17 protein-coding genes are annotated in these 21,554 nt (G+C 41.3%); 12 read left to right on the forward strand and 5 right to left on the reverse strand.

Features of this window, described 5'->3' with window-relative positions:
- Positions 1-508: 508 nt before the first annotated feature.
- The 4 genes from KK487_RS01250 to modF all read left to right on the forward strand — a co-directional run bounded on the left by KK487_RS01250 (position 509) and on the right by modF (position 6,564).
- Positions 509-871, forward strand: coding sequence for a hypothetical protein (locus KK487_RS01250; protein WP_013463853.1), 363 nt, complete (start codon positions 509-511; stop codon positions 869-871).
- On the forward strand, positions 871-3,201 hold the full coding sequence (locus KK487_RS01255; protein ID WP_215521900.1) for a fatty acid cis/trans isomerase: 2,331 nt from the start codon (positions 871-873) through the stop codon (positions 3,199-3,201). Before KK487_RS01250 ends, KK487_RS01255 begins: the two co-directional genes overlap by 1 nt.
- Before the next feature lie 119 nt (positions 3,202-3,320).
- Entirely contained in the window at positions 3,321-5,045 is a 1,725-nt protein-coding gene (locus KK487_RS01260) for a response regulator (RefSeq protein ID WP_215521901.1), read from the forward strand.
- Between the two features lie 67 nt (positions 5,046-5,112).
- The gene (gene modF, locus KK487_RS01265; protein ID WP_215521902.1) at positions 5,113-6,564 is read left to right on the forward strand and encodes a molybdate ABC transporter ATP-binding protein ModF; all 1,452 of its coding nucleotides are present in this window, start codon (positions 5,113-5,115) and stop codon (positions 6,562-6,564) included.
- A 6-nt stretch (positions 6,565-6,570) separates the two neighbouring features.
- Here the strand turns inward: modF and KK487_RS01270 are convergent, their stop codons facing one another.
- The 4 genes from KK487_RS01270 to KK487_RS01285 all read right to left on the reverse strand — a co-directional run bounded on the left by KK487_RS01270 (position 6,571) and on the right by KK487_RS01285 (position 11,516).
- Complete coding sequence (locus KK487_RS01270; RefSeq protein ID WP_024602117.1) at positions 6,571-7,449, reverse strand: TraB/GumN family protein; 879 nt, start codon at positions 7,447-7,449, stop codon at positions 6,571-6,573.
- Between the two features lie 100 nt (positions 7,450-7,549).
- Positions 7,550-9,484: an LTA synthase family protein gene (locus KK487_RS01275; protein WP_013463858.1), complete on the reverse strand. Its 1,935-nt coding sequence runs from the start codon at positions 9,482-9,484 to the stop codon at positions 7,550-7,552.
- A complete protein-coding gene (locus tag KK487_RS01280) occupies positions 9,475-9,846 on the reverse strand; it encodes a diacylglycerol kinase (protein ID WP_008112748.1) in 372 nt (123 codons plus the stop codon). Before KK487_RS01280 ends, KK487_RS01275 begins: the two co-directional genes overlap by 10 nt.
- On the reverse strand, positions 9,843-11,516 hold the full coding sequence (locus KK487_RS01285; protein WP_028834465.1) for a phosphoethanolamine transferase: 1,674 nt from the start codon (positions 11,514-11,516) through the stop codon (positions 9,843-9,845). The genes KK487_RS01280 and KK487_RS01285 overlap by 4 nt, the downstream gene beginning before the upstream one ends.
- A 529-nt stretch (positions 11,517-12,045) precedes the next feature.
- Between KK487_RS01285 and ilvG the strand changes: the two genes are divergently transcribed.
- From ilvG to KK487_RS01325, 8 genes are all read left to right on the forward strand, one after another.
- On the forward strand, positions 12,046-13,695 hold the full coding sequence (gene ilvG / locus KK487_RS01290) for an acetolactate synthase 2 catalytic subunit (RefSeq protein WP_024602119.1): 1,650 nt from the start codon (positions 12,046-12,048) through the stop codon (positions 13,693-13,695).
- Positions 13,692-13,934 carry an acetolactate synthase 2 small subunit gene (ilvM, locus tag KK487_RS01295; RefSeq protein WP_028834467.1) on the forward strand — a complete coding sequence of 81 codons (243 nt, stop codon included), beginning with the start codon at positions 13,692-13,694 and terminating at the stop codon, positions 13,932-13,934. The genes ilvG and ilvM overlap by 4 nt, the downstream gene beginning before the upstream one ends.
- Before the next feature lie 102 nt (positions 13,935-14,036).
- The gene (gene ilvD / locus KK487_RS01300; protein ID WP_215522121.1) at positions 14,037-15,893 is read left to right on the forward strand and encodes a dihydroxy-acid dehydratase; all 1,857 of its coding nucleotides are present in this window, start codon (positions 14,037-14,039) and stop codon (positions 15,891-15,893) included.
- A gap of 2 nt (positions 15,894-15,895) precedes the next feature.
- A complete protein-coding gene (ilvA, locus tag KK487_RS01305) occupies positions 15,896-17,449 on the forward strand; it encodes a threonine ammonia-lyase, biosynthetic (protein ID WP_013463863.1) in 1,554 nt (517 codons plus the stop codon).
- Positions 17,450-17,593: 144 nt separating this feature from the next.
- Positions 17,594-18,577 (forward strand): ABC transporter substrate-binding protein, encoded by a 984-nt coding sequence (locus KK487_RS01310; protein ID WP_033104328.1) that lies wholly within the window; start codon positions 17,594-17,596, stop codon positions 18,575-18,577.
- Positions 18,578-18,710: 133 nt separating this feature from the next.
- Positions 18,711-19,895 (forward strand): methyltransferase, encoded by a 1,185-nt coding sequence (locus KK487_RS01315; RefSeq protein ID WP_024602123.1) that lies wholly within the window; start codon positions 18,711-18,713, stop codon positions 19,893-19,895.
- Between the two features lie 10 nt (positions 19,896-19,905).
- On the forward strand, positions 19,906-20,571 hold the full coding sequence (gene can / locus KK487_RS01320; protein ID WP_215521903.1) for a carbonate dehydratase: 666 nt from the start codon (positions 19,906-19,908) through the stop codon (positions 20,569-20,571).
- A 1-nt stretch (position 20,572) separates the two neighbouring features.
- On the forward strand, positions 20,573-21,217 hold the full coding sequence (locus tag KK487_RS01325) for an NAD(P)H-binding protein (protein WP_028834472.1): 645 nt from the start codon (positions 20,573-20,575) through the stop codon (positions 21,215-21,217).
- Positions 21,218-21,265: 48 nt separating this feature from the next.
- Here the strand turns inward: KK487_RS01325 and ubiK are convergent, their stop codons facing one another.
- Positions 21,266-21,529 (reverse strand): ubiquinone biosynthesis accessory factor UbiK, encoded by a 264-nt coding sequence (gene ubiK, locus KK487_RS01330; RefSeq protein ID WP_008112735.1) that lies wholly within the window; start codon positions 21,527-21,529, stop codon positions 21,266-21,268.
- Between the last annotated feature and the right edge of the window lie 25 nt (positions 21,530-21,554).

Below are 21,554 nucleotides of genomic sequence, written 5' to 3' on the forward strand. Positions count from 1 at the left end.
GTCCACTTTTATAGAGTCGTATCACCAATTCGCTTAATTAAGCGGTCTATTTTGAGGCAGGAAAAACGGGGTGATAGCTAGGCAAAAAATTCGCTATTTAGTTGTTCTAAATAAGAATTTTTTAACACAGGTAGCGGCACGTTTAGCCCCGCAAAATGATTGAGTATTATTGCGGATTGGTATAAAGCAGCTCGGTGTAAATTTAACACTGTCACTTGGGTTGAGTTTTATCGCACTTAGAGGGTAAAGCATGAAGGTTCTACACTTACCTTATGCATTGGTGCTTTGTAGCAACGATCGTTGAGTTCTCAATTACTGTAATGCTGCAGGTTTCAGGTTTAATGAGTGAAGTTTGGCGTTCCTGTTGTTGTCTTCACGAAGTTTAAAGCAGCATTGATACCGCTGCTTAAAAATTAACGAGGCTATTTTAAGGCTTGTTTATCGTTATTTAAGTTGGAACGTTGTTATAATAGGTAATAATTAAATAGTCAGTAGCGCAGAGAGTCCAATGGAACTTGAACAAGATAGCAATTTAACACTTCCTTTATTTATTCTAGATGAAACACTAAGTACCCGTGACTTAGCGCAGCCTGACTTGGAAATTTCAGTTATCTTAAGTGATGAGCTGCTTACTCAACTATGCCAGAACCCCAGTGCTGACAGTAGTATAGGCATTAGCATTGCAGACTATGAGTTGAATATCATCAATTCAAGCTTTGCTACCATAGCGCATAGCGAGCATGACGCTCAATTAACCATAACACAGGGCCCTCTATTAAGCGCTGTGGTGACTACTGTTGAAAACCTAACATTCGTATCACCACAAATCGATATGATGCCTACGTTCGATTTAGGTGATGAGACTGAATAATGAAAAAAAATATTATAGGTACTTTTGTACTGATTATCTTAAGTGGTTGTGCTTACTTAGGTAATGCACATTACAATGAATTATTCGGTCCTGAGCAAACACAAGATCGTATGGTTGCTCATAATAGCGGTGCTGGGGCTGAGTTTTTACAGCAAGTAAAGCCTGTACTCGATAACCGCTGCGTGGTTTGTCATGGCTGTTATGATGCGCCTTGCCAATTAAAACTCTCTTCTCCTGAAGGTATCGACAGAGGCCTCAGTAAAGAGTTGGTTTACGATGGTACTCGGTTGTTAGCCTCAACGCCGAGCCGATTATTATTTGATGCAACCACGACTGAGCAATGGCGTGATAAAGAATTTAGCCCGGTATTAAACGAGCGAGCACAAACTGAAGAAGCCAATTTAGCGGGTAGTGTGTTATTTAATACGCTGGTATTAAAGCAAAGTTCACCCTTGCCAGAAGATGAAGTATTAGATGAACGTTTTGATTTTTCACTTAGCCGCAACCAAAGTTGTGCGACGATGGGTGAGTTTGACCAATTAGCGGATGAGCAACCGCATGCGGGTATGCCTTATGGCTTGCCTGGAGTGACTGCTGCTGAATTTCAGCACTTACAAAACTGGATTAAAAAAGGCGGGAAAATGGCGCACATCAAGCCGCCATCAGCTGCTGAGCTTGCGCAAGTAAAAAACTGGGAAGCATTTTTAAATCAAGATGGTTTGAAGTACCAATTATCAGCGCGCTATATTTATGAGCATTGGTTTTTAGCACACATCTACTTTAGTGATGCACAATCACCTAACTTTTTTAAGTTGGTACGCTCAAGTACTCCCCCTGGTGAAGACATTAAATTAATAAGTTCTCGTCGCCCTTACGATAATCCAAACGTTGAGCGTGTTTATTATCGACTGCTTCACGACCGTTCTACTATTTTATCAAAAACGCATTTACCGCTTAAACTTAATGATGAAAAGTTGGCACGTATTTACCAGCAATTTATTGCGCCAAATTACACTGTATCTAGTTTACCAAGCTATGAGCCTACCCTTGCATCAAACCCGTTTAAAACGTTTGAAGCACTGCCTATAGATGCAAAATATCAATTTATGCTCGATGAAGCTGAGCTAATTATTATGGGCTTTATTAAAGGCCCTGTTTGTCGTGGTCAAATAGCACTCAATGTGATTAATGATCATTTTTGGGTGGCGTTTGCTGATCCTAAAAAGGTAGCGACTCCGGCGGTAGGTAAAATGCTGGTGCAACATGAGGATGCATTAGAGTTGCCCGCAGCAGAGGAAAGTAATGCGTTACCGATTTCTAATTGGGTCAAATACTCGGTTCGCGAAAAACGTTACTTAAAAGCCAAGGTAGAGCTTGCTAATAATCTGTTCAAAAACGGCGAGCATTTAACCACCGACTTATTGTGGAAAGGGGATGGGTACAATCAAAATGCGGCACTGACTATTTTTCGACACTTTGATAGTGCAACTGTAGTTAAAGGCTTTATTGGCCAACAACCTAAAACTATGTGGGTGCTTGATTACGCGCTGTTTGAGCGTATTCATTACTTGTTAGTTGCGGGCTTTGATGTGTATGGCAATATTGGCCATCAATTAATAACGCGCTTATACATGGACTTTTTACGTTTAGAGGGTGAGCACAACTTTTTAGCTTTGTTACCTGAAACTCAGCGAGAGACAATTAAACAGAGTTGGTATCGAAAATCACCACCTAGTTTGTCGACCTTTTTTGAAAACAATCGTGAGTTTAGTCAACCCAGCGGTATTAACTATCAAACAGATGAACCGCAATCAGAGCTATATGGCTTAATTAAAGAGGCATTAGAGCCCGTTTTAAGTCCTCGTTATGACTATAAAAAAGTACCCGCACCATTAAGTGCGATTAATACCATGCCTGCTAAAGCAGTTAACTTATTGCCACAGCTATCGTATGTGCTAGTGAAAGAGCAGGATGGACACACAGGCTATACAATTATTCACCATAACGCGCACTATAATATTTCGAGTCTACTAAACGAAGACGGACAGCGCGCTTATGAAGAAGATACGGTGACAATTGTTCCGGGCTTTATTGGTGATTACCCTTCTGCAATTTGGTATTTAAATAACGCCCAACAGGTTTCGGCCTTTGCCGAACAGTTACCGCTAATGCAAGTGGAAGCTGATTATCGCGCTTTAAAGTCTAAGTTTGCGATTCGTCGAACTCACCCGCAATTTTGGCAATACAGCGATATTTTACATCAGGTTGCCCGCCAGTACCGAGGTGTTGAATTTGGCATGTTTGATTATAATCGACTAGAAAATCGTTAGGTACACGCTAAACGGTTACAAGAGCCCAGCTTAACTAGCTGGGTTTTTTATATTTAATAATTTAGTAATTAGTTTGCTAAGCTTAGGCTACAGTTAAAACAAAAAAAGTAACCTAGTTTATGTTCAACATTGTTAAGAGTATTCGCAAACGTTACCGTTGGGCTTTAGTTGCTATTGCCTTGTTGGTCAGCGTATCTGCATTACTGATGCAATACTTCTTTTCAGTGCAAAAATACGATGCAAAAATTATCAATATAGCTGGCAAGCAACGTATGCTTTCGCAAAAAATAGCTTGGCATAGCAATGCATTAATTAATCAAACGGATAATCACGCACAACATCTTCAATCGTTAAAACACTCCCTTGAGTTATTTGAACAAGCCCATGAATATTTACTCACTAAAGATGAGCAAGGTGACGCAGTTTATCTAAATACACCTTTATTTGATTTATATTATGCCCCCCCAAGCAACTTAGATGCAGAAGTGTTGGTCTTTATAACGCAAGCTAAAAATTTGGTTTCTCAAAAGGAGCCTATTAATTTGGCTTCGTTTTCCGTGAGCGAAGTTGAAGCATTACTTAAAAAATTAGACACTGCGGTGAGCTTATTTGAGCAACAAGCGGTAAAAAAGGTTGATTGGATCTCTAGTATTGAACTGCTTTGTTGGTTTTTTACTCTGGCATTATTGTTTTTAGAACTTAGATTTGTGTTTATGCCGATGGAAAAACGAGTTCTGCAGACCTTACAAAAGTATCAACAACAAAAAGAATTTGCAGAGCAGGTAAGTAATAACAAAGAGCACTTTATTGCACGAGCCAGTCATGAATTTAGAACCCCATTACAGGGATTAATTACCTCGATCGATGAGCTAAAAATTCCCACTTCACAGCAGGATATACAACGCCAAGCTCGGTATTGCTCGGCGAGGTTGTTGGTGATGTTAGATGAATTACAAGATTTACAAGCGCTGAGTTTAAATCGTTGGTCGTTAAACCCGACCTCTGACAACTTACTAACCACCATAAATAAAGTGTTAGTTGTGTATGAATATGGTTGTACTGAGAAAGGGTTAAAGTTAATCAGAGAGTTAGCAGCGAGCTTAGACTGCGCGGTGATTGTAGATCATGCACGCCTACAACAAATAGTTAATGAGCTACTTAGTAATGCATTAAAGTTTACAGAGCAAGGAGAGGTGAAAGTCATCGCTACGCTCAACAATAACCAACTATCGCTGAGCGTCGAGGACACCGGCTGTGGCTTTGATCACCTTATCGAGCAATTAGAATTAGACAGCACTGAGCAAAGTAACCATTTTCAAGGACTCAGAACAGGCCTTACCCGTGTACAATATATTGTTGACGCATTAAAGGGTGAAATTCGTTTTGAAAATAATCGTCAGCAAGGGGCCTCTGTATTTTTAACATTACCATTAGAGGTGGATACTACTTTAAGCAAGTCATCGTCAATTCCTGATAACTTACATTGTTTAGTCGTTGAAGATAACCCACTTAATATGCTGGTACTCACTAAGCTATTAACCGCATTGAACATACACGCTGAATGCGCTGAGAATGGCAAAATAGCGTGTGAAATGGTCGCCAAAAAATCTTATGACGTCATCTTTATGGATTTAAATATGCCGGTTATGGATGGGTTTGAAGCCACTAAAATCTTGCATGATAACGATAAAACACTGCCGATTATTGTGGTTACCGCAAACACCTCTGATAGTGATCTTGCTCGCGCTAAAGCTTGTGGAGCAATAGGTCATATTCATAAACCCATAGATCAGCAAAGCATAATCGCGGCGCTAAACGATGCTTTTCTACCTGAGGTTGATTAAATCTCACTTGCTTAATTATTCCTTATTACGTTAGTTTGAGTTTTTAAGCTCTGTTTTGGGATCTAACGTGCGCTCAATTTTACTACAGCAATTTAGTGGTTATTTATCTACCGATGACAGTGTTCGGTATTATATCGACGATTTAACTTGGCAAGTAAAGCAGGGGGAACATTGGGTCTTACTCGGGGGTAATGGTGCTGGAAAATCAGCACTCGCAGTAGCGTTAATTGGTGAAGCAAAACAACAAAGCGGGCAACGTCATAGTACCTTTAACAAGCTACAATTAGTGTCAAGTGATCTACAAAAGCAGTTACTTAACACGCATCGTAAAAGTGAAAAGCCACAAAAAGTAACAGACATGCTCTTTGCTGAGCCTGAAATAAATAGCGATTTATGCCAACAGTTAATCACCGCTTTTAATTTTGATGCCTTACTTAATCGTGATTTTACTGATTTATCTACTGGCGAAACGCGTAAATTATTATTAATTAAAGCGCTATCTGCTAACAGTGATTTAGTTGTGCTTGATGAACCATTTGATGGCTTAGACTCTGAATCGGTTGGGCAGCTAAACCGCCTATTACAGCAGTTGAGCGCACAAACCTGCTTTGTGTTTGTGCTAAACCGTGTTGATGAAATTCCAGCGTTTGTTGATCACTTTGCTTATGTGAATAATGGTCGTTTACAACATAGCTTGGCAAAACCGTGTGCAGCAAAACAAGCGGATTTATTCAAATTACTTCATTTAGAGCATACATCATTAAGTATTCCCGATGCGCCTGAGCGCTGTTTTAAATCAGCGACAAACACGCCACTCGTTAAGCTCACTAATGTTCATGTGCGTTACAGCGAACAAACAATTTTTGAAAATTTAAACTGGACGATTAACCAATATCAGCACTGGCAACTCACCGGGAAAAATGGCTCAGGTAAAACCTGTTTATTAAATTTAATTACTGGTGATAACCCTCAGTGCTATAACAATGAGATTGAAGTGTTTGGTTTTAAGCGTGGCACAGGGGAGAGTATTTGGGATATAAAACAGCACATTGGTTATATTTCAAATACGCTACATTTGCAGTATCGAGTGAGTATTTCGGCGCTTAATACTATTATTTCAGGGTTTTTCGATAGTATAGGTTTATATCAACAAGCCAGTGAGTTACAAACGCGTTTAGCTAAAGAGTGGTTGGCACTAATAGGTTTAAGTGACAAAACAAATAGCGCTTTTACCCAGCTATCGTATGGCGATCAGCGACTATTACTGATTGTGCGCGCAATGGTTAAACATCCTGCTTTGCTTATTTTAGATGAGCCATGTTTAGGGCTTGATGAGGCAAATCGTCAACGCGTTTTACTGCTGATTGAAAAGGTGTGTGCTGCAAAAACGAGTACCGTTATTTATGTAAACCATCATGCAGCAGATACCATTAAAGGGATTGAACACACCTTAAAAATGGAAGATTTTAAACCGGCTCACTATGGGCAACAAGCTGCTCATAGTGAGACGCTTATATAAGCTTGTTTATAACTGAGTAACCTTAAACCCTTGGTCGCGAAGTTGTTTAATTAAACCATGCTGCTCAACTAAGTGCAGAGCACCTACCGCAATAAACACCTTACCTTGTTCAAGTTTAGGCGTGAGCTGAGTGACCCAATTATTATTGCGCTCAATCAGCATCACTTGCTCGCTTTGTTGACCGTATTGGCTGTCATCAAAACTGGTGTGGTAATAGCCGGTTAGGGTTTGCATATCGCCCTTTTTCCATGCATCCACTAGGGTGATAAAGTAGGTATTAATATCGCTTAGTTGCTCAAAAGTTTCTGCCATCATGGCATTGCTTAATGACTCTAAGCCATTAAACATCTGTAGTTGTTGCTCTATGGTTTCAAGCTCCGCAATGTTAATACTGTGCTTTTGCGCGTACTCGAGTATTTGCTTATCGATGCCGTTTTTATCTGAATAGCCCGCGTTTTGAAACTCAATTTGCATCATGGTCAACATGACAGCCCAAGGTTTAAAACTGTTGAACATGGCAATATCAATCGATTTTTTAGCAAAGTAGTCTTTGAGGAGTTGATAATTTTTTTCTGAAAGCTCGCTCTGTAGCGTACGCCCGTTAGTAAGCAGCATAAACGGCATAGAACGTTGTTGCATTTGTAATGGTGATAGTTTACTTATATCCACTTCAACAACAACTTGATTACTGTTATCCAGTGCGTGAGTCACTTTTTGTGGTAGCCCTTTCATGCTGGCATCACCCACATGCACGGTGCCAAATAAATACGAGCTAGCGCCTTGTTTTTCTATTTTGAATAGAGCCGGTGCTGCATAGCCATTGACGCTAAAGGCTAAAAGTAATAACACCATAAATAAATGACTAATACGTAATGACACGTTCATAAAATCCTATCCAAGTTTAAGTCGTTTTATAAATACTAACTTAGTTTACTTTATAGGTAACGTAAAAATGCCTGATTAATCAATCAGGCATTTTTCGGTGTTATTGATACCAATTATTGCTGTAGGCCATGTTGCCATAATTAGCCAGCGCACGAGCTTGCTTGATGAGTGCGCTATCGTTATGTTTGGGGTGTAATTGCTTATTTTTATAAATATAGGTGGTTGCCGGTTTATCTGGCTGCAAAATAACAACGTTATCATTTTGCATGTAAGCAAAGTTTTTATCGTACTGCATCATTGCACGCTGCTTATTTTTGGCCACAGGGCGAGTGAGATCGTGACCAATCATTGGGTGTTCACCGCTGGCGCCAATAAGCGACAGTAAGGTGGTAGGAATATCCAGCTGACTGGCTAATTGATGATCGCGTTTGGGCTTAATACCGTTTCCAAAAATAACCGCAGGAATTCTAAAGTGATCAATAGGTACAAGGCTGGAACCAGACACGCGTGAGTCGTGATCAGCAATCACTATAAACACAGTATCGTCCCAGTAAGATGATTTTTTCGCCTTTTCAATGAATGTGCCTAGGGCATAATCTGCATATTTAGCTGCGTTATTACGGCTTTGCTTTGGTTGCTCAAACAGGGCTATTTTACCGTCCGGAAATTCATAAGGGCTATGATTAGAACTACTAAAAATCAGACTAAAAAATGGCTTTTGCTGTTGTTGTAATTTATTCAGCTCTTTATCTGCTTGAGTAAATAAATCTTCGTCAGATGCGCCCCATGAACCATTAAAGTTAATGTTATCGAAGCTTTCACTATCAACAATATCACTAAAGCCGTTACCCAAAAAGAAGCTACGCATGTTGTCAAAGTGACTTTCTCCACCATAAATAAACTGAGTATGGTAGTCCTGCTTTGCTAAAAAACTAGCCAAGGTAAAAAAGTCACGTTGTGATTTATCGAGTTTTACAACCGCGCGTGAGGGAGTCGGTGTAAAACCGGTTATAACTGCTTCAATACCGCGTACAGAGCGAGTGCCGGTAGCGTATAAGTTATCAAATCCCCAGCCCTGTTGATAAAGTGCATCTATATTAGGCGTTAAGGGTAAGCCACCTAAGGTACCTACATAACGAGCGCCCAAGCTTTCTTGCAGAATAATAACCAGGTTTTTCTTTTTACCTTGGTAGCTTGCCTGATGAAAAGTGCGGGTAGGGGCATTTGGATTATTAAATATTGCTTGAGGATTTTGCATGGTACTGCGTACTGTGGCGAGTAACTCCTCTTGAGGGACCTTGCCATAATATGCCTGACTTGATTGCTCATTTGAGAGCTGTTTTAACGCAAATGCTACGCTATATGATGAATTAAGCGTGAGGTCATTCAGCAAGTGGTCGGTCGAAAATGCCACCATAGCGGGGTTTAATGGACGATGGCCTAATGAATTTCGAGCGCCTAACAGTGTTAGGCTACATATAATAACAGCTAATAGTGATAGTTTTATTGCCCCTAGGGACGAGCGGTTTTGCCATTGCTGAGTAAGAATTTTGTTAGCAAATTTAATGGTGAAAACGAGCGCTAAAACAGCGAAGAGGACTTCGAGTTTGTAACCTGAAAAAATCATTTTAGAGACTTCTTTAGGATAAATAAGGTATTCAATAAATAGGCGATTAGGGCGTAAGTCGTATTCGTTAATAAACGTGGGTGTAATAACCTCAAAAAACACTAACATTGCAGCCATTATTACTAAATACCACTTTACGACTCCTCGAATATAAGCAGTTAATTTGAGAGCATGTGCTGCAAGTGTTAGTAACAAAGCGGGGGTTATGATGTAGCATAATGTTGCTATATCAACACGTAAACCGCCTACAAAAACAAAGTGCCAGGCGCCTTCGGTAAATACACGGCCACTTTGCCACAAACTTAAACCTAATCGCGCAAAAGTTAGCAAGCATAGGAGTGCGAAAAAAAATACCGCTAAAACCCACAATGGCCCCAGTACTTTTTTAGTGCTACTGATTAAGTCCATAGCACAGACCACCAAACTAAAATAGCAATAAGCATGGCGATAAAGACACTGGCGGATGCAATATCTTTAGCTAGGCCTGATAGTTCATGATATTCGCTACCGATGCGATCAACCACCACTTCGACTGCGGTATTGACCAACTCAGCAAATAACACAAACAATAAGCTGGCAATCAAGATTAATTTGCTACTTAAAGTAATTTCTTGCAAGCAGGCAAATACGCCTAGCAAACTAAATAAAACCAACTCTTGCTGAAAAGCAGCCTCAAATCGGCTCATCCATTTTAGGCCGTTAAATGTATGGCTTAAGGTAAAAATTAGGCGCATTAGGCCTTGGCGTTTTATAACGGTTTTATTATTCATATTTTAGTTTCGCTATGGTTAATCGTTTGACATGACGCGAGTAAATCTTCAGAGGTTTGGTAGGTTTTACTCGCAACACCGGTTAAGCTTAAAAGGGTATGAAAAATAGCATCGTGTGATTGCGCTAAAGTGCTATTTAAGTTGTTTAGACACTTGGCTGTAATGCGCTGATTATGCTCATCAGCCCAGATGTAAAGAGGCACATGGGTTTGAGCTGTTGGTGCAAATGCATAGGGAAAGCCATGTAAGTAAGCGCCATTTTCACCGAGCGACTCGCCATGGTCTGACACATACAGTAATTGCTTATCAATATTAGCTGGCAGTGCCTTTAACTGTTCAATAACTTGAGCGTTGATAAAATCACTATAAGCAATTGTATTATCGTAGGTGTTAACCAGTTCTTCAGCGCTACAGTTTTGAATATCGCTGCGGTCGCAGGTTGGACTAAACTGTTTAAATTTTTCAGGGTAGCGCTTAAAGTAAGTAGGGCCATGTGAACCCATCATATGCAGCACTATAACCGTATTAGCCTGACTCAAATTGGCAAGCTTGTGCTTTAAAGGGGCTAGTAACGCTTCATCAAAACAGTATTTACCATCACATAGTTCAGATGCTTTGGTATCAATATTAATGGTAGGTACGCGCGTGCAGACGTTTTTACAGCCACTGTTATTATCAACCCACAAGACATCTGCGCCTGCTTGTTGTATCAAATCAATTACGTTTTGCTGGTTATCACTGTCTAAACGAGAAAAATTGGCATGAGTTTGCAGTGAAAACATACATGGTACTGACACTGCTGTGGCCGTGCCACACGACGATACGTTATCGAAATAAGTGACATTATGTTTTTGCGTGTATTGGTTGGTATTACGCTCATAGCCTTGGTAGGAAAAATTTTCAGCTCGAGCGGTTTCACCTACCACGATGACAGTAACTCGTGTTGTGCTTGGCGATGCTAAAGTTGGCGTGGTATCAATATTTTTAAATTCAATATCGCTATAAAGTAACTGGTCACGGGCGTATTTGTAGCCACTAGAGAGATATTGAAATGGAATAATTTCTTTTTTAAGAATACGGTTATTACGACCCGTTGCCGCGTAATCGGCGTAAAAGTTAACGACCACTAATGCAATCAGTGCAAAGCTTGCTAAAAGCAGTTTAAGACGGCTAATAACTTCTTTGTATGGGCGAGCGCAGTTTATTTTTATTCTACTCAAAATAAAGACAGGTAATGCGGCAAAAAGCAGTAAAAAGCCAACAAGTTGCAGGTTTAAATAGCTTAACGCTTCACTAGAGTCAGTTTCGACGGTGTTTTGTATCATGGAATAATCAAACACCACACCATAGTTCAATGAGCCATATAACGCCGCACTCGAGAGCACTAGCAGCAAGTAGTTAATGGGTTTTAGTATTCCCCGAATAGAAACCACTGAAAAGAATATGATTAGCAAACAAATCAGTAGTAACGGCACAGAAAACAAAAATAGCCATGAAAATGTGTGCAACGAGGTAATAGCGCTAAACGCACCATGCATAAATGGAATATTAATAACTAAGCCGTAATAACAAGCCATAAAAATAATGAATGCATTAGCACTGCAATTAAAATAAAAGCGTTTTTTAGTATTTTCTTGCGGTTGCTTACTGAGTTTGAAAGTTGGGTTCATAACACGCCTCTTTTTTGTGAACGTTGTTATGCTAGGCTGCCAGACTTAAGAAACTCTTAAGAAATCGATTTATTTTAATTTTGTTAGATAAAAATGAGGTGGCTTACTAAAAATTAATCAAACCAGAATTCAGTGTTATAAGAATAGTGAATTTCCTGAGTTGAAATGAAGGGATAAAAAATCTATTTAACCTGGTTTAATTGAATTTTAAAACCTGAGTAAGCGTGTTTTTATAATTATTTTGAATTGAATTTGGTGTTGACTTACCGCCCTGAGCGCGGTACTAATATAAAAAGACAGCGAAACAAGATGTTCGCAATGACTAAATCTTAAATGGTACTGAATTTTATGCTTAAAAATGCACTTAACCTAGTCCTGATTATTATCGTGGTGATTATTCCCGCGAGGGCTTCGTAGTGCTTTAAAAAACTAAGCATTGAAAAGCCCTCCGCACTTAACCGTCCGGGGGGCTTTTTAGTTTTAGAGTTAAATTTTTAATGGGTTGTCACACAGGAATGAGGATTTACTAATGACAGGCGCAGAACTAACAATAGATTTACTCGCCAAACACGGCGTAGATGAAGTATTTGGCTACCCAGGTGGTGCTATTATGCCCATTTACGATGCCTTGTATGGTGCGCCTGTAAAACATTATCTTACTCGCCATGAGCAAGGTGCAGGGTTTGCCGCCGTGGGCTATGCACGCAGTACTGGACGTTTAGGTGTGTGCTTGGCAACATCAGGCCCTGGAGCGACTAATTTAATTACCGCATTGGCAGATGCCATGATGGACTCAGTGCCTTTACTTGCTATTACAGGGCAAGTACCAACCGCCGCTATTGGCTCTGATGCTTTTCAGGAAATTGACGTGCTTGGCATGTCGCTTTCGTGTACTAAACACAGTTACATGGTTGAGCGAGCAGAAGATTTAGCCGAAATATTACAAGAAGCGATGCATTTAGCACAAAGCGGCCGTCCAGGCCCCGTTTTAGTTGATATCCCCAAAGACATTCAAATGGCGCAGGTGCCTTTTAAACCTTGGTTAGCGGCAGATGAATACTTACCGCAACTTAATTTAAACCAAGTTGCTATCGCCAATCAATTACTCAGTGAAGCCAAGCAACCCGTAGCGTATGTTGGTGGGGGCGTTCATGCCGCTGATGCGCAAAATGAATTAATGCAATTTTTAAATAAAACGCAAATGCCTGCGGTTTCAACCCTTAAAGCATTGGGCAGTGTATTACCTGATTACGAATATGATTTAGGCATGCTAGGTATGCATGGTGGTCAAGCCGCTAATTTAGCGGTGCAAGAATGTGATGTATTAGTGTGTATTGGTGCTCGCTTTGATGACCGTGTAACAGGCAACTTAGCTAAGTTTGCTGCAAAAGCAAACGTGATTCATTTAGACATAGATGCAGCCGAGGTCGGTAAACGTAAACCCGCAAAGGCTTCTTTAATTGCTGATTTAAAAACCTCACTTCCCGCCCTTGAGTGCGTCGTTACGCCAAAAGCGTGGTGTGATCATAATAAACAAATGATGGTTAAGCATGCATGGCGCTACGACTACCCTGGTGAAAAAGTATTTGCCCCTTATTTACTTAATCAACTAAGCCAGCGTATGCCAAGCACCAGTGTTGTTTGCTGCGATGTGGGTCAGCACCAAATGTGGGTTGCGCAGCATATGAAATTTAACCATCCATGCAACCACTTAAGCAGTGGCGGTGCAGGCACCATGGGATTTGGTTTACCTGCGGCAATCGGCGCACAAATAGCGAGAAAAGATGACTTTGTGATCACCGTATCAGGTGATGGCTCAATCATGATGAATATCCAAGAGCTTGCCACTATTCGTCGTAATAATTTACCAGTAAAAATACTGATACTTGATAACCAGCGTTTGGGCATGGTTCGCCAATGGCAGGAGTTATTTTTTGAAGGGCGCTATAGCGAAACCAACTTGTCAGATAACCCTGACTTTGTACAGCTAGCGGCTGTTTTTGGTATTGCGGGGCAAACGATTACCCATGCCAATCAAGTGGATGATGCAATTACAGCCTTATTAAATAGCGATGGGCCTTACATTGTTCATGCTTGTATTGATGATAAAGAAAACGTATGGCCACTTGTTCCACCTGGGGCTGCTAACGATGAAATGATGACGGAGAAAGCACAATGAAACACAGTTTAACTATTGCCTTAAAAAGCCAAAGTGTCGCAATCGAGCGCTTTTTACGTGTCGTGCGTCATCGTGGTTTTGATTTAACTCACTTGCAGCTCAATATGGACGATGGCCAATATAATATGGCCATGACGGTTGATAGCGATAAACCAATTTATTTGCTTACCAGTCAACTAAATAAATTGGTTGATGTGAAACATGTCACGCTGCAAAGCTTACAGCAACAAGCTGTATAACAAAAAATGTAACAGATTTTACGAGTAACTGTTCACGTGGTTACTCATCAATTTTAAGAATGAGGAATGCCCGCATTTATTGCGGCAAATACTGAGGTAACTATGGCTAAATTAAGAAGTGCAACGACTACTGAAGGACGTAAACGCGCAGGCGCAAGAGCATTATGGCGTGCAACAGGCATGACCGACACCGACTTTGGTAAACCAATTATTGCTGTGGTTAACTCATTTACACAATTTGTGCCGGGGCATGTGCATCTTAATCAGCTCAGTGAACTAATGGCTGAAACCATCACCCAAGCGGGCGGTGTTCCAAAAGAATTTAATACCATCGCCATAGATGACGGTATTGCCATGGGGCACGGCGGTATGCTTTATTCACTGCCATCGCGCGATTTAATAGCCGACTCGGTAGAGTACATGGTCAATGGCCATTGTGCTGATGCGATGATTTGTATCTCAAACTGCGACAAAATCACCCCTGGGATGATGTTAGCGGCGCTGCGTTTAAATATACCGGTTATTTTTGTATCGGGTGGCCCTATGGAAGCGGGTAAAACTAAATTAGCCAATATCGATATTAAACTCGATTTAGTAGATGCCATGGTTAAAGGTGCCGATGAATCGGTAAGTGATGCCGACTCAGAGCAAGTTGAACGCTCTGCATGCCCTACCTGTGGGTCGTGTTCAGGGATGTTTACTGCCAACTCAATGAACTGCTTATTAGAAGCAATAGGCCTTGCGCTGCCGGGTAACGGTACCACGCTTGCGACCCACAAAGACCGTAAACAATTGTATGTTGAAGCAGGTGCTCGCATCGTTGATTTATGCCGCGAGTATTACCAAAAAGATAACCAAGACGTACTGCCTCGTGCCATCGCTAATAAAACCGCATTTATGAACTCTATGGTGGTTGATATTGCCATGGGCGGCTCATCAAATACGGTATTACATTTACTCGCAGCGGCACAAGAAGCTGGCGTTGATTTTGATATGTCACACATTGATGAACTTTCACGTAAAACCCCGTTTTTATGTAAAGTTGCCCCAGCTACCGCGCAATACCATATTGAAGACGTACACCGCGCTGGTGGCATGATGGCCATAGTACGCGAGCTTGGTAAAGCCGGCTTGGTTGATTTATCGGTTAATCATGTTGCCGGCATGACCATGGGTGAGCTGGTAAAAAAATGGGATGCAACGGATCCTAATAACGAAGTGGCGCGAAAGTTTTACCGCGCGGGTCCCGCTGGTATTCGTACTACTAAAGCCATGAGCCAAGATTGCCGTTGGGACGAAGGGGATAATGACCGTGAACATGGTTGTATTCGCAGTGTTAAACATGCATTTCGTCAAGATGGCGGCCTCGCGGTACTTTCAGGTAATTTAGCGGTTGATGGCTGTATTGTTAAAAGTGCCGGCGTTGTCGATGAAATGCTGCACTTTGAAGGCACTGCTGTTGTTTATGAATCACAAGATGACTCTGTAGAAGGGATTTTAAATGGCGAAGTAAAAGCCGGCGACGTGGTGGTTATTCGCTATGAAGGGCCTAAAGGCGGCCCTGGTATGCAAGAAATGCTATACCCAACTAGCTATTTAAAATCAAAAGGTTTGGCAGAGCAATGTGCATTAATTACTGATGGGCGTTTTTCAGGTGGCACGTCGGGTCTATCGATTGGCCACGTATCACCGGAAGCTGCCAGCGGTGGCGCAATTGCTTATGTTGAAAACGGCGATAAAATTATCATCGATATTGCCACTCGAGAAATAACGCTGGCGTTAAGCGATGAAGAGCTTGAAGCTCGCAAGCAAAAACAACTGGCTCGTGGTAAACAAGCGTATAAACCGCTTAATCGTGATCGTTATGTATCATCTGCGCTTAAAGCGTATGCGCTACTAGCAACCAGTGCCGATAAAGGCGCAGTTCGCGATTTAGCCAAACTGGAGGAGCTTAGCTAGGTATGGTTTCTCAAGAACTCGATTATTTTCGCGCGATTATCCAAGCCAATATGGAGCCTTTAGCCAAGGTGACTGAGGTAAGTGAAATGGCCGAATTGAGTGCACGATTAGGTAATCATGTTTGGTTAAAACGTGAAGACCAGCAACCCGTGTACTCGTTTAAATTACGCGGTGCTTTTAATAAATTAAATAAGCTGCCTAAAGGCTCGGTTGTGATCACCGCATCCGCAGGTAACCATGCCCAGGGTGTGGCACTAAGTGCCTCACACTTAGGGCACAAAGCCACCATTGTGATGCCCGTGACCACACCTGAAATAAAGGTTAATGCGGTAAGGGCATTGGGTGGGGAAGTCGTGTTACATGGTCATCAATTTGATGCCGCAAAGGCGTATGCGCTTGAATTAACTGAGCAGCGAAACGGCGTATTTGTCCCTCCATTTGATGACCCCGATGTCATTGTTGGTCAAGGCACAGTTGCCCGTGAACTAATGCAACAGCTGAACGACTTAGACGTGGTATTTATTCCTGTTGGCGGCGGCGGATTGCTGGCGGGTATGGCGGTATACATTAAATCGCTGCGCCCAGATATTAAAGTGATTGGGGTCGAGGCTAATGAAAGCGCTTGTTTAAAAGCTGCCATGGAAGCGGGAGAGCCTGTAGAGCTAGAAAGAGTAGGAAGCTTTGCCGATGGTGTTGCCGTAAAAATAATTGGTAGCGAAACATTTAGACTGGCGCAAAAGTTTTGCGATGAAGTGGTGACCGTATCAGATGATGAAATATGTGCTGCCATGCAAGATATTTTTGTATCAACCCGTGCTATTGCCGAACCTTCAGGCGCACTTGCAACTGCAGGGCTTAAAAAATGGTCTCAGCAGTCGGGTTTAAAGGGGTTAAACTTAGCGGCTATTTTGTCTGGTGCTAATTTAAATTTTGATCGCTTACGCTATGTAGCTGAACGTACTGCATTGGGTGAGAAGAACGAAGCATTATTAGCGGTAACAATTGATGAAAAACGCGGTAGCTTTAAACAGTTTTGTGCATCTTTAGGTGGGCGCGCTATTACCGAATTTAACTACCGATATGCGGGGCCTGGCGAGGCGCAAATTTTTGTTGGTATTGCACTGCGCCAAGGATTAGCAGAACTTGAGGAGCTTAAACAAAGCCTAACCGATAATGGCTATTCGTTTTGCGACTTGTCAGATAACGAATTAGCAAAACTTCATGTACGGTATATGGTTGGTGGTAAAGCGCCAGAGCAGCTACATGAACGCTTACTGCGGTTTGAGTTTCCAGAGTACCCAGGTGCATTAGCGCGCTTTTTAGATACACTGGGTAGTAATTGGAATATCACTTTATTTCACTACCGTAATCATGGCGGTTCAACGGGTAATGTATTGGCAGGTTTTGCTATTGAGCCAAGTCAATATGAGATGTTTAATGAGCACTTAAACCGCCTAGGTTACAGTGTTCAAGACGAAACCCATAACCCGTGTTTCACCCAGTTTTTAACCACACAACCTCAAGCAGAAAAGCTTGAAAAGCTCGCCTTAGCATAATCCTATTTTAAGCAGGCATCTTCTGTGGATGCTTGCTTTATCAGCTGCTTTACATATAGTTACGTTAATCACTACGTTTTTTGGAAACTCTCTTTGTTACTTAAAGGAATGATAATTAGCGCCTGCCTTTTTTGTAGCCAGTTAATGGCGCAGGAATCAGTCACACTACAATTAAAGTGGACACATCAATTTCAATTTGCGGGCTATTATATGGCTCAGCAAAAAGGGTATTATGATGAGGCCGGTTTAGACGTTACTATTGTGCCTGCAGATCAAAAACGACCCAATAGTTTTGGCGCGGTAGAGCGTGGTGAAGCCCAGTTTGGGGTTGCGCATTCTGGTATTTTACAGCAGCGTATTGCAGGTAAACCCTTTGTCGCCATGGCTGCCATATTACAGTTTTCTCCTTATTGCTGGATGGTCAAAGAAAGTTCTGATATTTTTCATGCCCGTGATTTTGTCAATAAACGTGTAAGTGAAGTGAGTAAAGAGAGCAATTCTGAGTTGTTAACTATGCTCAAGCGCAGCGGTATAAATACCGAAAAGTTGGCTATATACAAAGGCGATAAATTACAAAAAGCATGGATGGAAAATAAAATAGATGCCATCGAAGTCTATGTTACCGACTTACCTTATTATATGGATCAGCAAGGTATTGCTCATCGACTTATATGTCCACAACGTTATGGTATGGACGTATACGCAGATATTTTATTTACCAGTGATAACATGATTAAGTACCACCCCGATACGGTAGAAAAGTTTTACCAAGCGAGTTTAAAAGGGTGGCGTTATGCGGTAATGAATATGGATGAAGCCATCGCCATTACTCAGCAGTTTTATGCCCCTGAACGTAGTTTTCATCAATTAGCTTATGAGGCCGAAGTGCTAAAAGACTATATTGCGCCGCCAAGCACCAATGTGGGTAATATGTCGATGGCCAAATGGCGTTTAATTGCTGATTTATATGAGATTGACCAAACAAAGTTTGACGAAGTAAAAGCCGATTTTATTTATAAATATAAAAAACAAGAAACGTTGCAGCTTTCTTGGATGCTGATTGCGGCCATTATTATTAGTATTATTTCTATTCCCCTTTATTTACGGTTAATGTTCAAAGCACGCTAATGGCTAATTTAACCAATAGAAAAGGTGGGAAAGTTAAGTAATCCCCTTGCTCTGCGAGGTTAAAAAAATAACCGCTTAATTAGGCGCGAGTGTACTGGTATAATTTATTGCCTTTTTAATATTTTAAGCTGTTATGACCTTAACTGAGCAATTTACTGCCCTCGATTCGTTACTGATGAATACGCGCTCGTATTGGCAATGTACTGCGTTTGATTTTGACTGTTTACCGTGGCCTGAATTACACGACCCCCTAACTGCTTTAACTGATCAGGACGTTGCTGAGTTAGATACTGATCAAGCGCAACTTTATCAGTTTTTTTCACCTTACATACCCGGTATTGAGCAATTAAGCCAATTAGCTTCACTCCCTGTCATAACAAGCAGTCGAACGGATTATCCGTTTTGGATTAGTAACGGTATTAAAGGACGAAAGTTTACACAGCTACAAGACTTTGTTGGTGCGCTACCTGCCAATGATCAGCCTATTTTAGAGTGGTGTGCAGGCAAAGGCCATTTAGGACGAATGTTAGCTTTTAATGGTGCGCCGAGCGTGCACAGTATTGAGCTACAATCTCACTTATGTGAGCAAGGACAAAAAAGTGCGCAGCAACAGGGGCTTGCTATGCAATTTAGCCAAGCTGATGTACTCACAGATAACACTCAGGATTTTTTTAACCCACAAACCCATGCCGTTGCTTTACATGCCTGCGGTGCGTTACATCAAACTTTTATGCATCAAGCCAGTGCGGCCAAAGTAACACAAATTAGTTTTTCACCTTGTTGCTATCACTTGTTTACCGAGAATAATTATCAAGCAATGAGCGAACAGGCGAAGCGAAGTGCGCTTAATTTAACTCATCGAGATTTAAAACTCGCCTTGCAAGAAACCGTCACGGCTCCATCGCGAGTGGGCAAAGTACGAAAAACAGAAGTTGAGTGGCGACTCGGGTTTGATGCTTTAAGAAAGTCACTCACCGGTGAGTCGGCGTATGTTAGTGTGCCCTCAGTGAATAAAGCAATATTTTCAGATTCGTTTGAATCATTTTGTAAGTGGGCGGCAGATAAAAAAGCCTTAAAACTGCCAAAAGATATTGATTACAATAAATTTTTATTGATTGGGCAGGCGCGAAAAAAGATAACCGAGCGAGTTGAACTGGTTCGACATGTGTTTAGAAGAGCAATAGAAGTTTGGCTTGTGCTCGATCGTGCTTTATATTTGCAACAGCAAGGCTATAACGTCAGTGTTAGTACATTTTGTGAGAAGCAATTAACACCCCGTAATATTTTAATTTTAGCCAGTTTAACGCCCTCGACCTAAAAGAGATGTAATGAGAAATTTAAATAACCTACTAGAAAATAATAAACGCTGGGCATCTAGAACGAGCGAAGCTAATCCCGAATTTTTTAAAATTTTATCGATGCAACAAAATCCAGAATATTTATGGATTGGTTGTTCTGACTCACGAGTTCCTGCTAATCAAATTGTTGATTTATTACCGGGTGAATTGTTTGTGCATCGTAATGTTGCCAACGTGGTAGTGCACACAGATCATAATTGCTTATCGGTTATGCAGTATGCGGTCGAAGTATTAAAAGTTAAACATATTATGGTTGTTGGCCACTACGGTTGTGGAGGTGTACAAGCGGTATTAAACGAAGATCGCTTTGGTTTTATTGATAACTGGCTACGCCACGTTGGTGATGTAAAAGAAAAGCATTTAGAGCAACTTAATGCTCTACCAGAAAAACAGCGTCTTGATCGTTTAATTGAGCTTAATGTGATTGAGCAAGTGCGTAACGTATCGCGCACTAGCATTGTTCAAGATGCTTGGTTACGAGGTCAAGAGCTCACTGTGCATGGCTGGGTATATGGATTAGAAAACGGTCACTTGCATGATTTAGAGTCGGTAGTTAGCTGCGCTGAAGAAGAATGCACTAGCTATAAAAAAGCAGTACACCATGTACTGAGCAAGTCAGCGGGTAGTCACGCTTAATATGGCTAAAACGGCGTTAATAATCGGCAGTACCGGCTTAGTGGGCAGCCAGTTATTACAACAGCTGTTAGCATCTCCTTGCTATACGAAAGTAGTGAGCTTATCGCGCCGCCAATTAGACTTTTCTCATCCTAAATTAACTAGCCATGTTATTGATTTTGAGAACCTGACACATTACGTTGAGTTATTCAAAGGTGACGTGTTTTTTTCCTGCTTAGGCACCACGTTAAAGCAAGCTGGAAGCGCAGCAGCACAGCGTAAAGTTGATTTTGAATACCAATTTATTTGTGCGCAAATGGCGGCCAATAACGGTGTTCCTCATTATTGTTTGGTGTCATCAAGTGGCGCAAATGCGCATAGCATGAGCCGTTACCTAAAAATCAAAGGGGAACTTGAGCAGCAGGTAAAGCAGCTTGGTTTTTCGCGCTTGAGTATATTGCAACCGTCTTTGTTAGTCGGCGAGCGATCAGAGCTTAGAATTGCAGAAAAGTTAGGTGAGGTGGTACTGCCACTGTTAACGCGTTTTGGCATCTTCAAACGGTATAGACCAATAACCGGTGAGCAAGTAGCTAATAAATTGCTAAGGGTGAGCATAGAGCAGCAACAAGCAACGGGTTACTATGTGCTCGACGAGCTATTTGAATAACTGAGTGATTAGCGCCATAAAGCAGGTTCGTCTATGGCGTTATATTTATTATTCTGCGTCTGTTTTTGCCGATAATTGCTGTTCAAGTATCGCTACTTTTGCTTCTAATTCAGTTAGCTTTTCACGGGTGCGGATCAGCACTTGGCTTTGAATATCAAACTCTTCACGGCTTACAAAGTCCATTTCGGCAAGCTTATTTTGTAACACTTGCTTGGTTTTACCTTCAAGTGTATCAGCCAGGTTTTTTACACCTTGTGGCATGTTATTAGTGATCTGTTTCGCAATTTCTTCAAGTTTTGCTGGGTTAATCATAGTCGTCCCTTGCCTGTTGCCTAAA

Origin of the sequence: Pseudoalteromonas sp. SiA1, from assembly GCF_018732205.1 — a bacterium.
Taxonomy (GTDB): domain Bacteria; phylum Pseudomonadota; class Gammaproteobacteria; order Enterobacterales; family Alteromonadaceae; genus Pseudoalteromonas; species Pseudoalteromonas tetraodonis.

Coding starts and splice junctions, on each gene's coding strand:
- KK487_RS01250 (WP_013463853.1), top strand. CDS start 509: ATGGAACTTGAACAAGATAGCAATTTAACACTTCCTTTATTTATTCTA.
- KK487_RS01255 (WP_215521900.1), top strand. CDS start 871: ATGAAAAAAAATATTATAGGTACTTTTGTACTGATTATCTTAAGTGGT.
- KK487_RS01260 (WP_215521901.1), top strand. CDS start 3,321: ATGTTCAACATTGTTAAGAGTATTCGCAAACGTTACCGTTGGGCTTTA.
- KK487_RS01270 (WP_024602117.1), bottom strand. CDS start 7,449: ATGAACGTGTCATTACGTATTAGTCATTTATTTATGGTGTTATTACTT.
- KK487_RS01275 (WP_013463858.1), bottom strand. CDS start 9,484: ATGGACTTAATCAGTAGCACTAAAAAAGTACTGGGGCCATTGTGGGTT.
- KK487_RS01280 (WP_008112748.1), bottom strand. CDS start 9,846: ATGAATAATAAAACCGTTATAAAACGCCAAGGCCTAATGCGCCTAATT.
- KK487_RS01285 (WP_028834465.1), bottom strand. CDS start 11,516: ATGAACCCAACTTTCAAACTCAGTAAGCAACCGCAAGAAAATACTAAA.
- ilvG (WP_024602119.1), top strand. CDS start 12,046: ATGACAGGCGCAGAACTAACAATAGATTTACTCGCCAAACACGGCGTA.
- ilvM (WP_028834467.1), top strand. CDS start 13,692: ATGAAACACAGTTTAACTATTGCCTTAAAAAGCCAAAGTGTCGCAATC.
- ilvD (WP_215522121.1), top strand. CDS start 14,037: ATGGCTAAATTAAGAAGTGCAACGACTACTGAAGGACGTAAACGCGCA.
- ilvA (WP_013463863.1), top strand. CDS start 15,896: ATGGTTTCTCAAGAACTCGATTATTTTCGCGCGATTATCCAAGCCAAT.
- KK487_RS01310 (WP_033104328.1), top strand. CDS start 17,594: ATGGCGCAGGAATCAGTCACACTACAATTAAAGTGGACACATCAATTT.
- KK487_RS01315 (WP_024602123.1), top strand. CDS start 18,711: ATGACCTTAACTGAGCAATTTACTGCCCTCGATTCGTTACTGATGAAT.
- can (WP_215521903.1), top strand. CDS start 19,906: ATGAGAAATTTAAATAACCTACTAGAAAATAATAAACGCTGGGCATCT.
- KK487_RS01325 (WP_028834472.1), top strand. CDS start 20,573: ATGGCTAAAACGGCGTTAATAATCGGCAGTACCGGCTTAGTGGGCAGC.
- ubiK (WP_008112735.1), bottom strand. CDS start 21,529: ATGATTAACCCAGCAAAACTTGAAGAAATTGCGAAACAGATCACTAAT.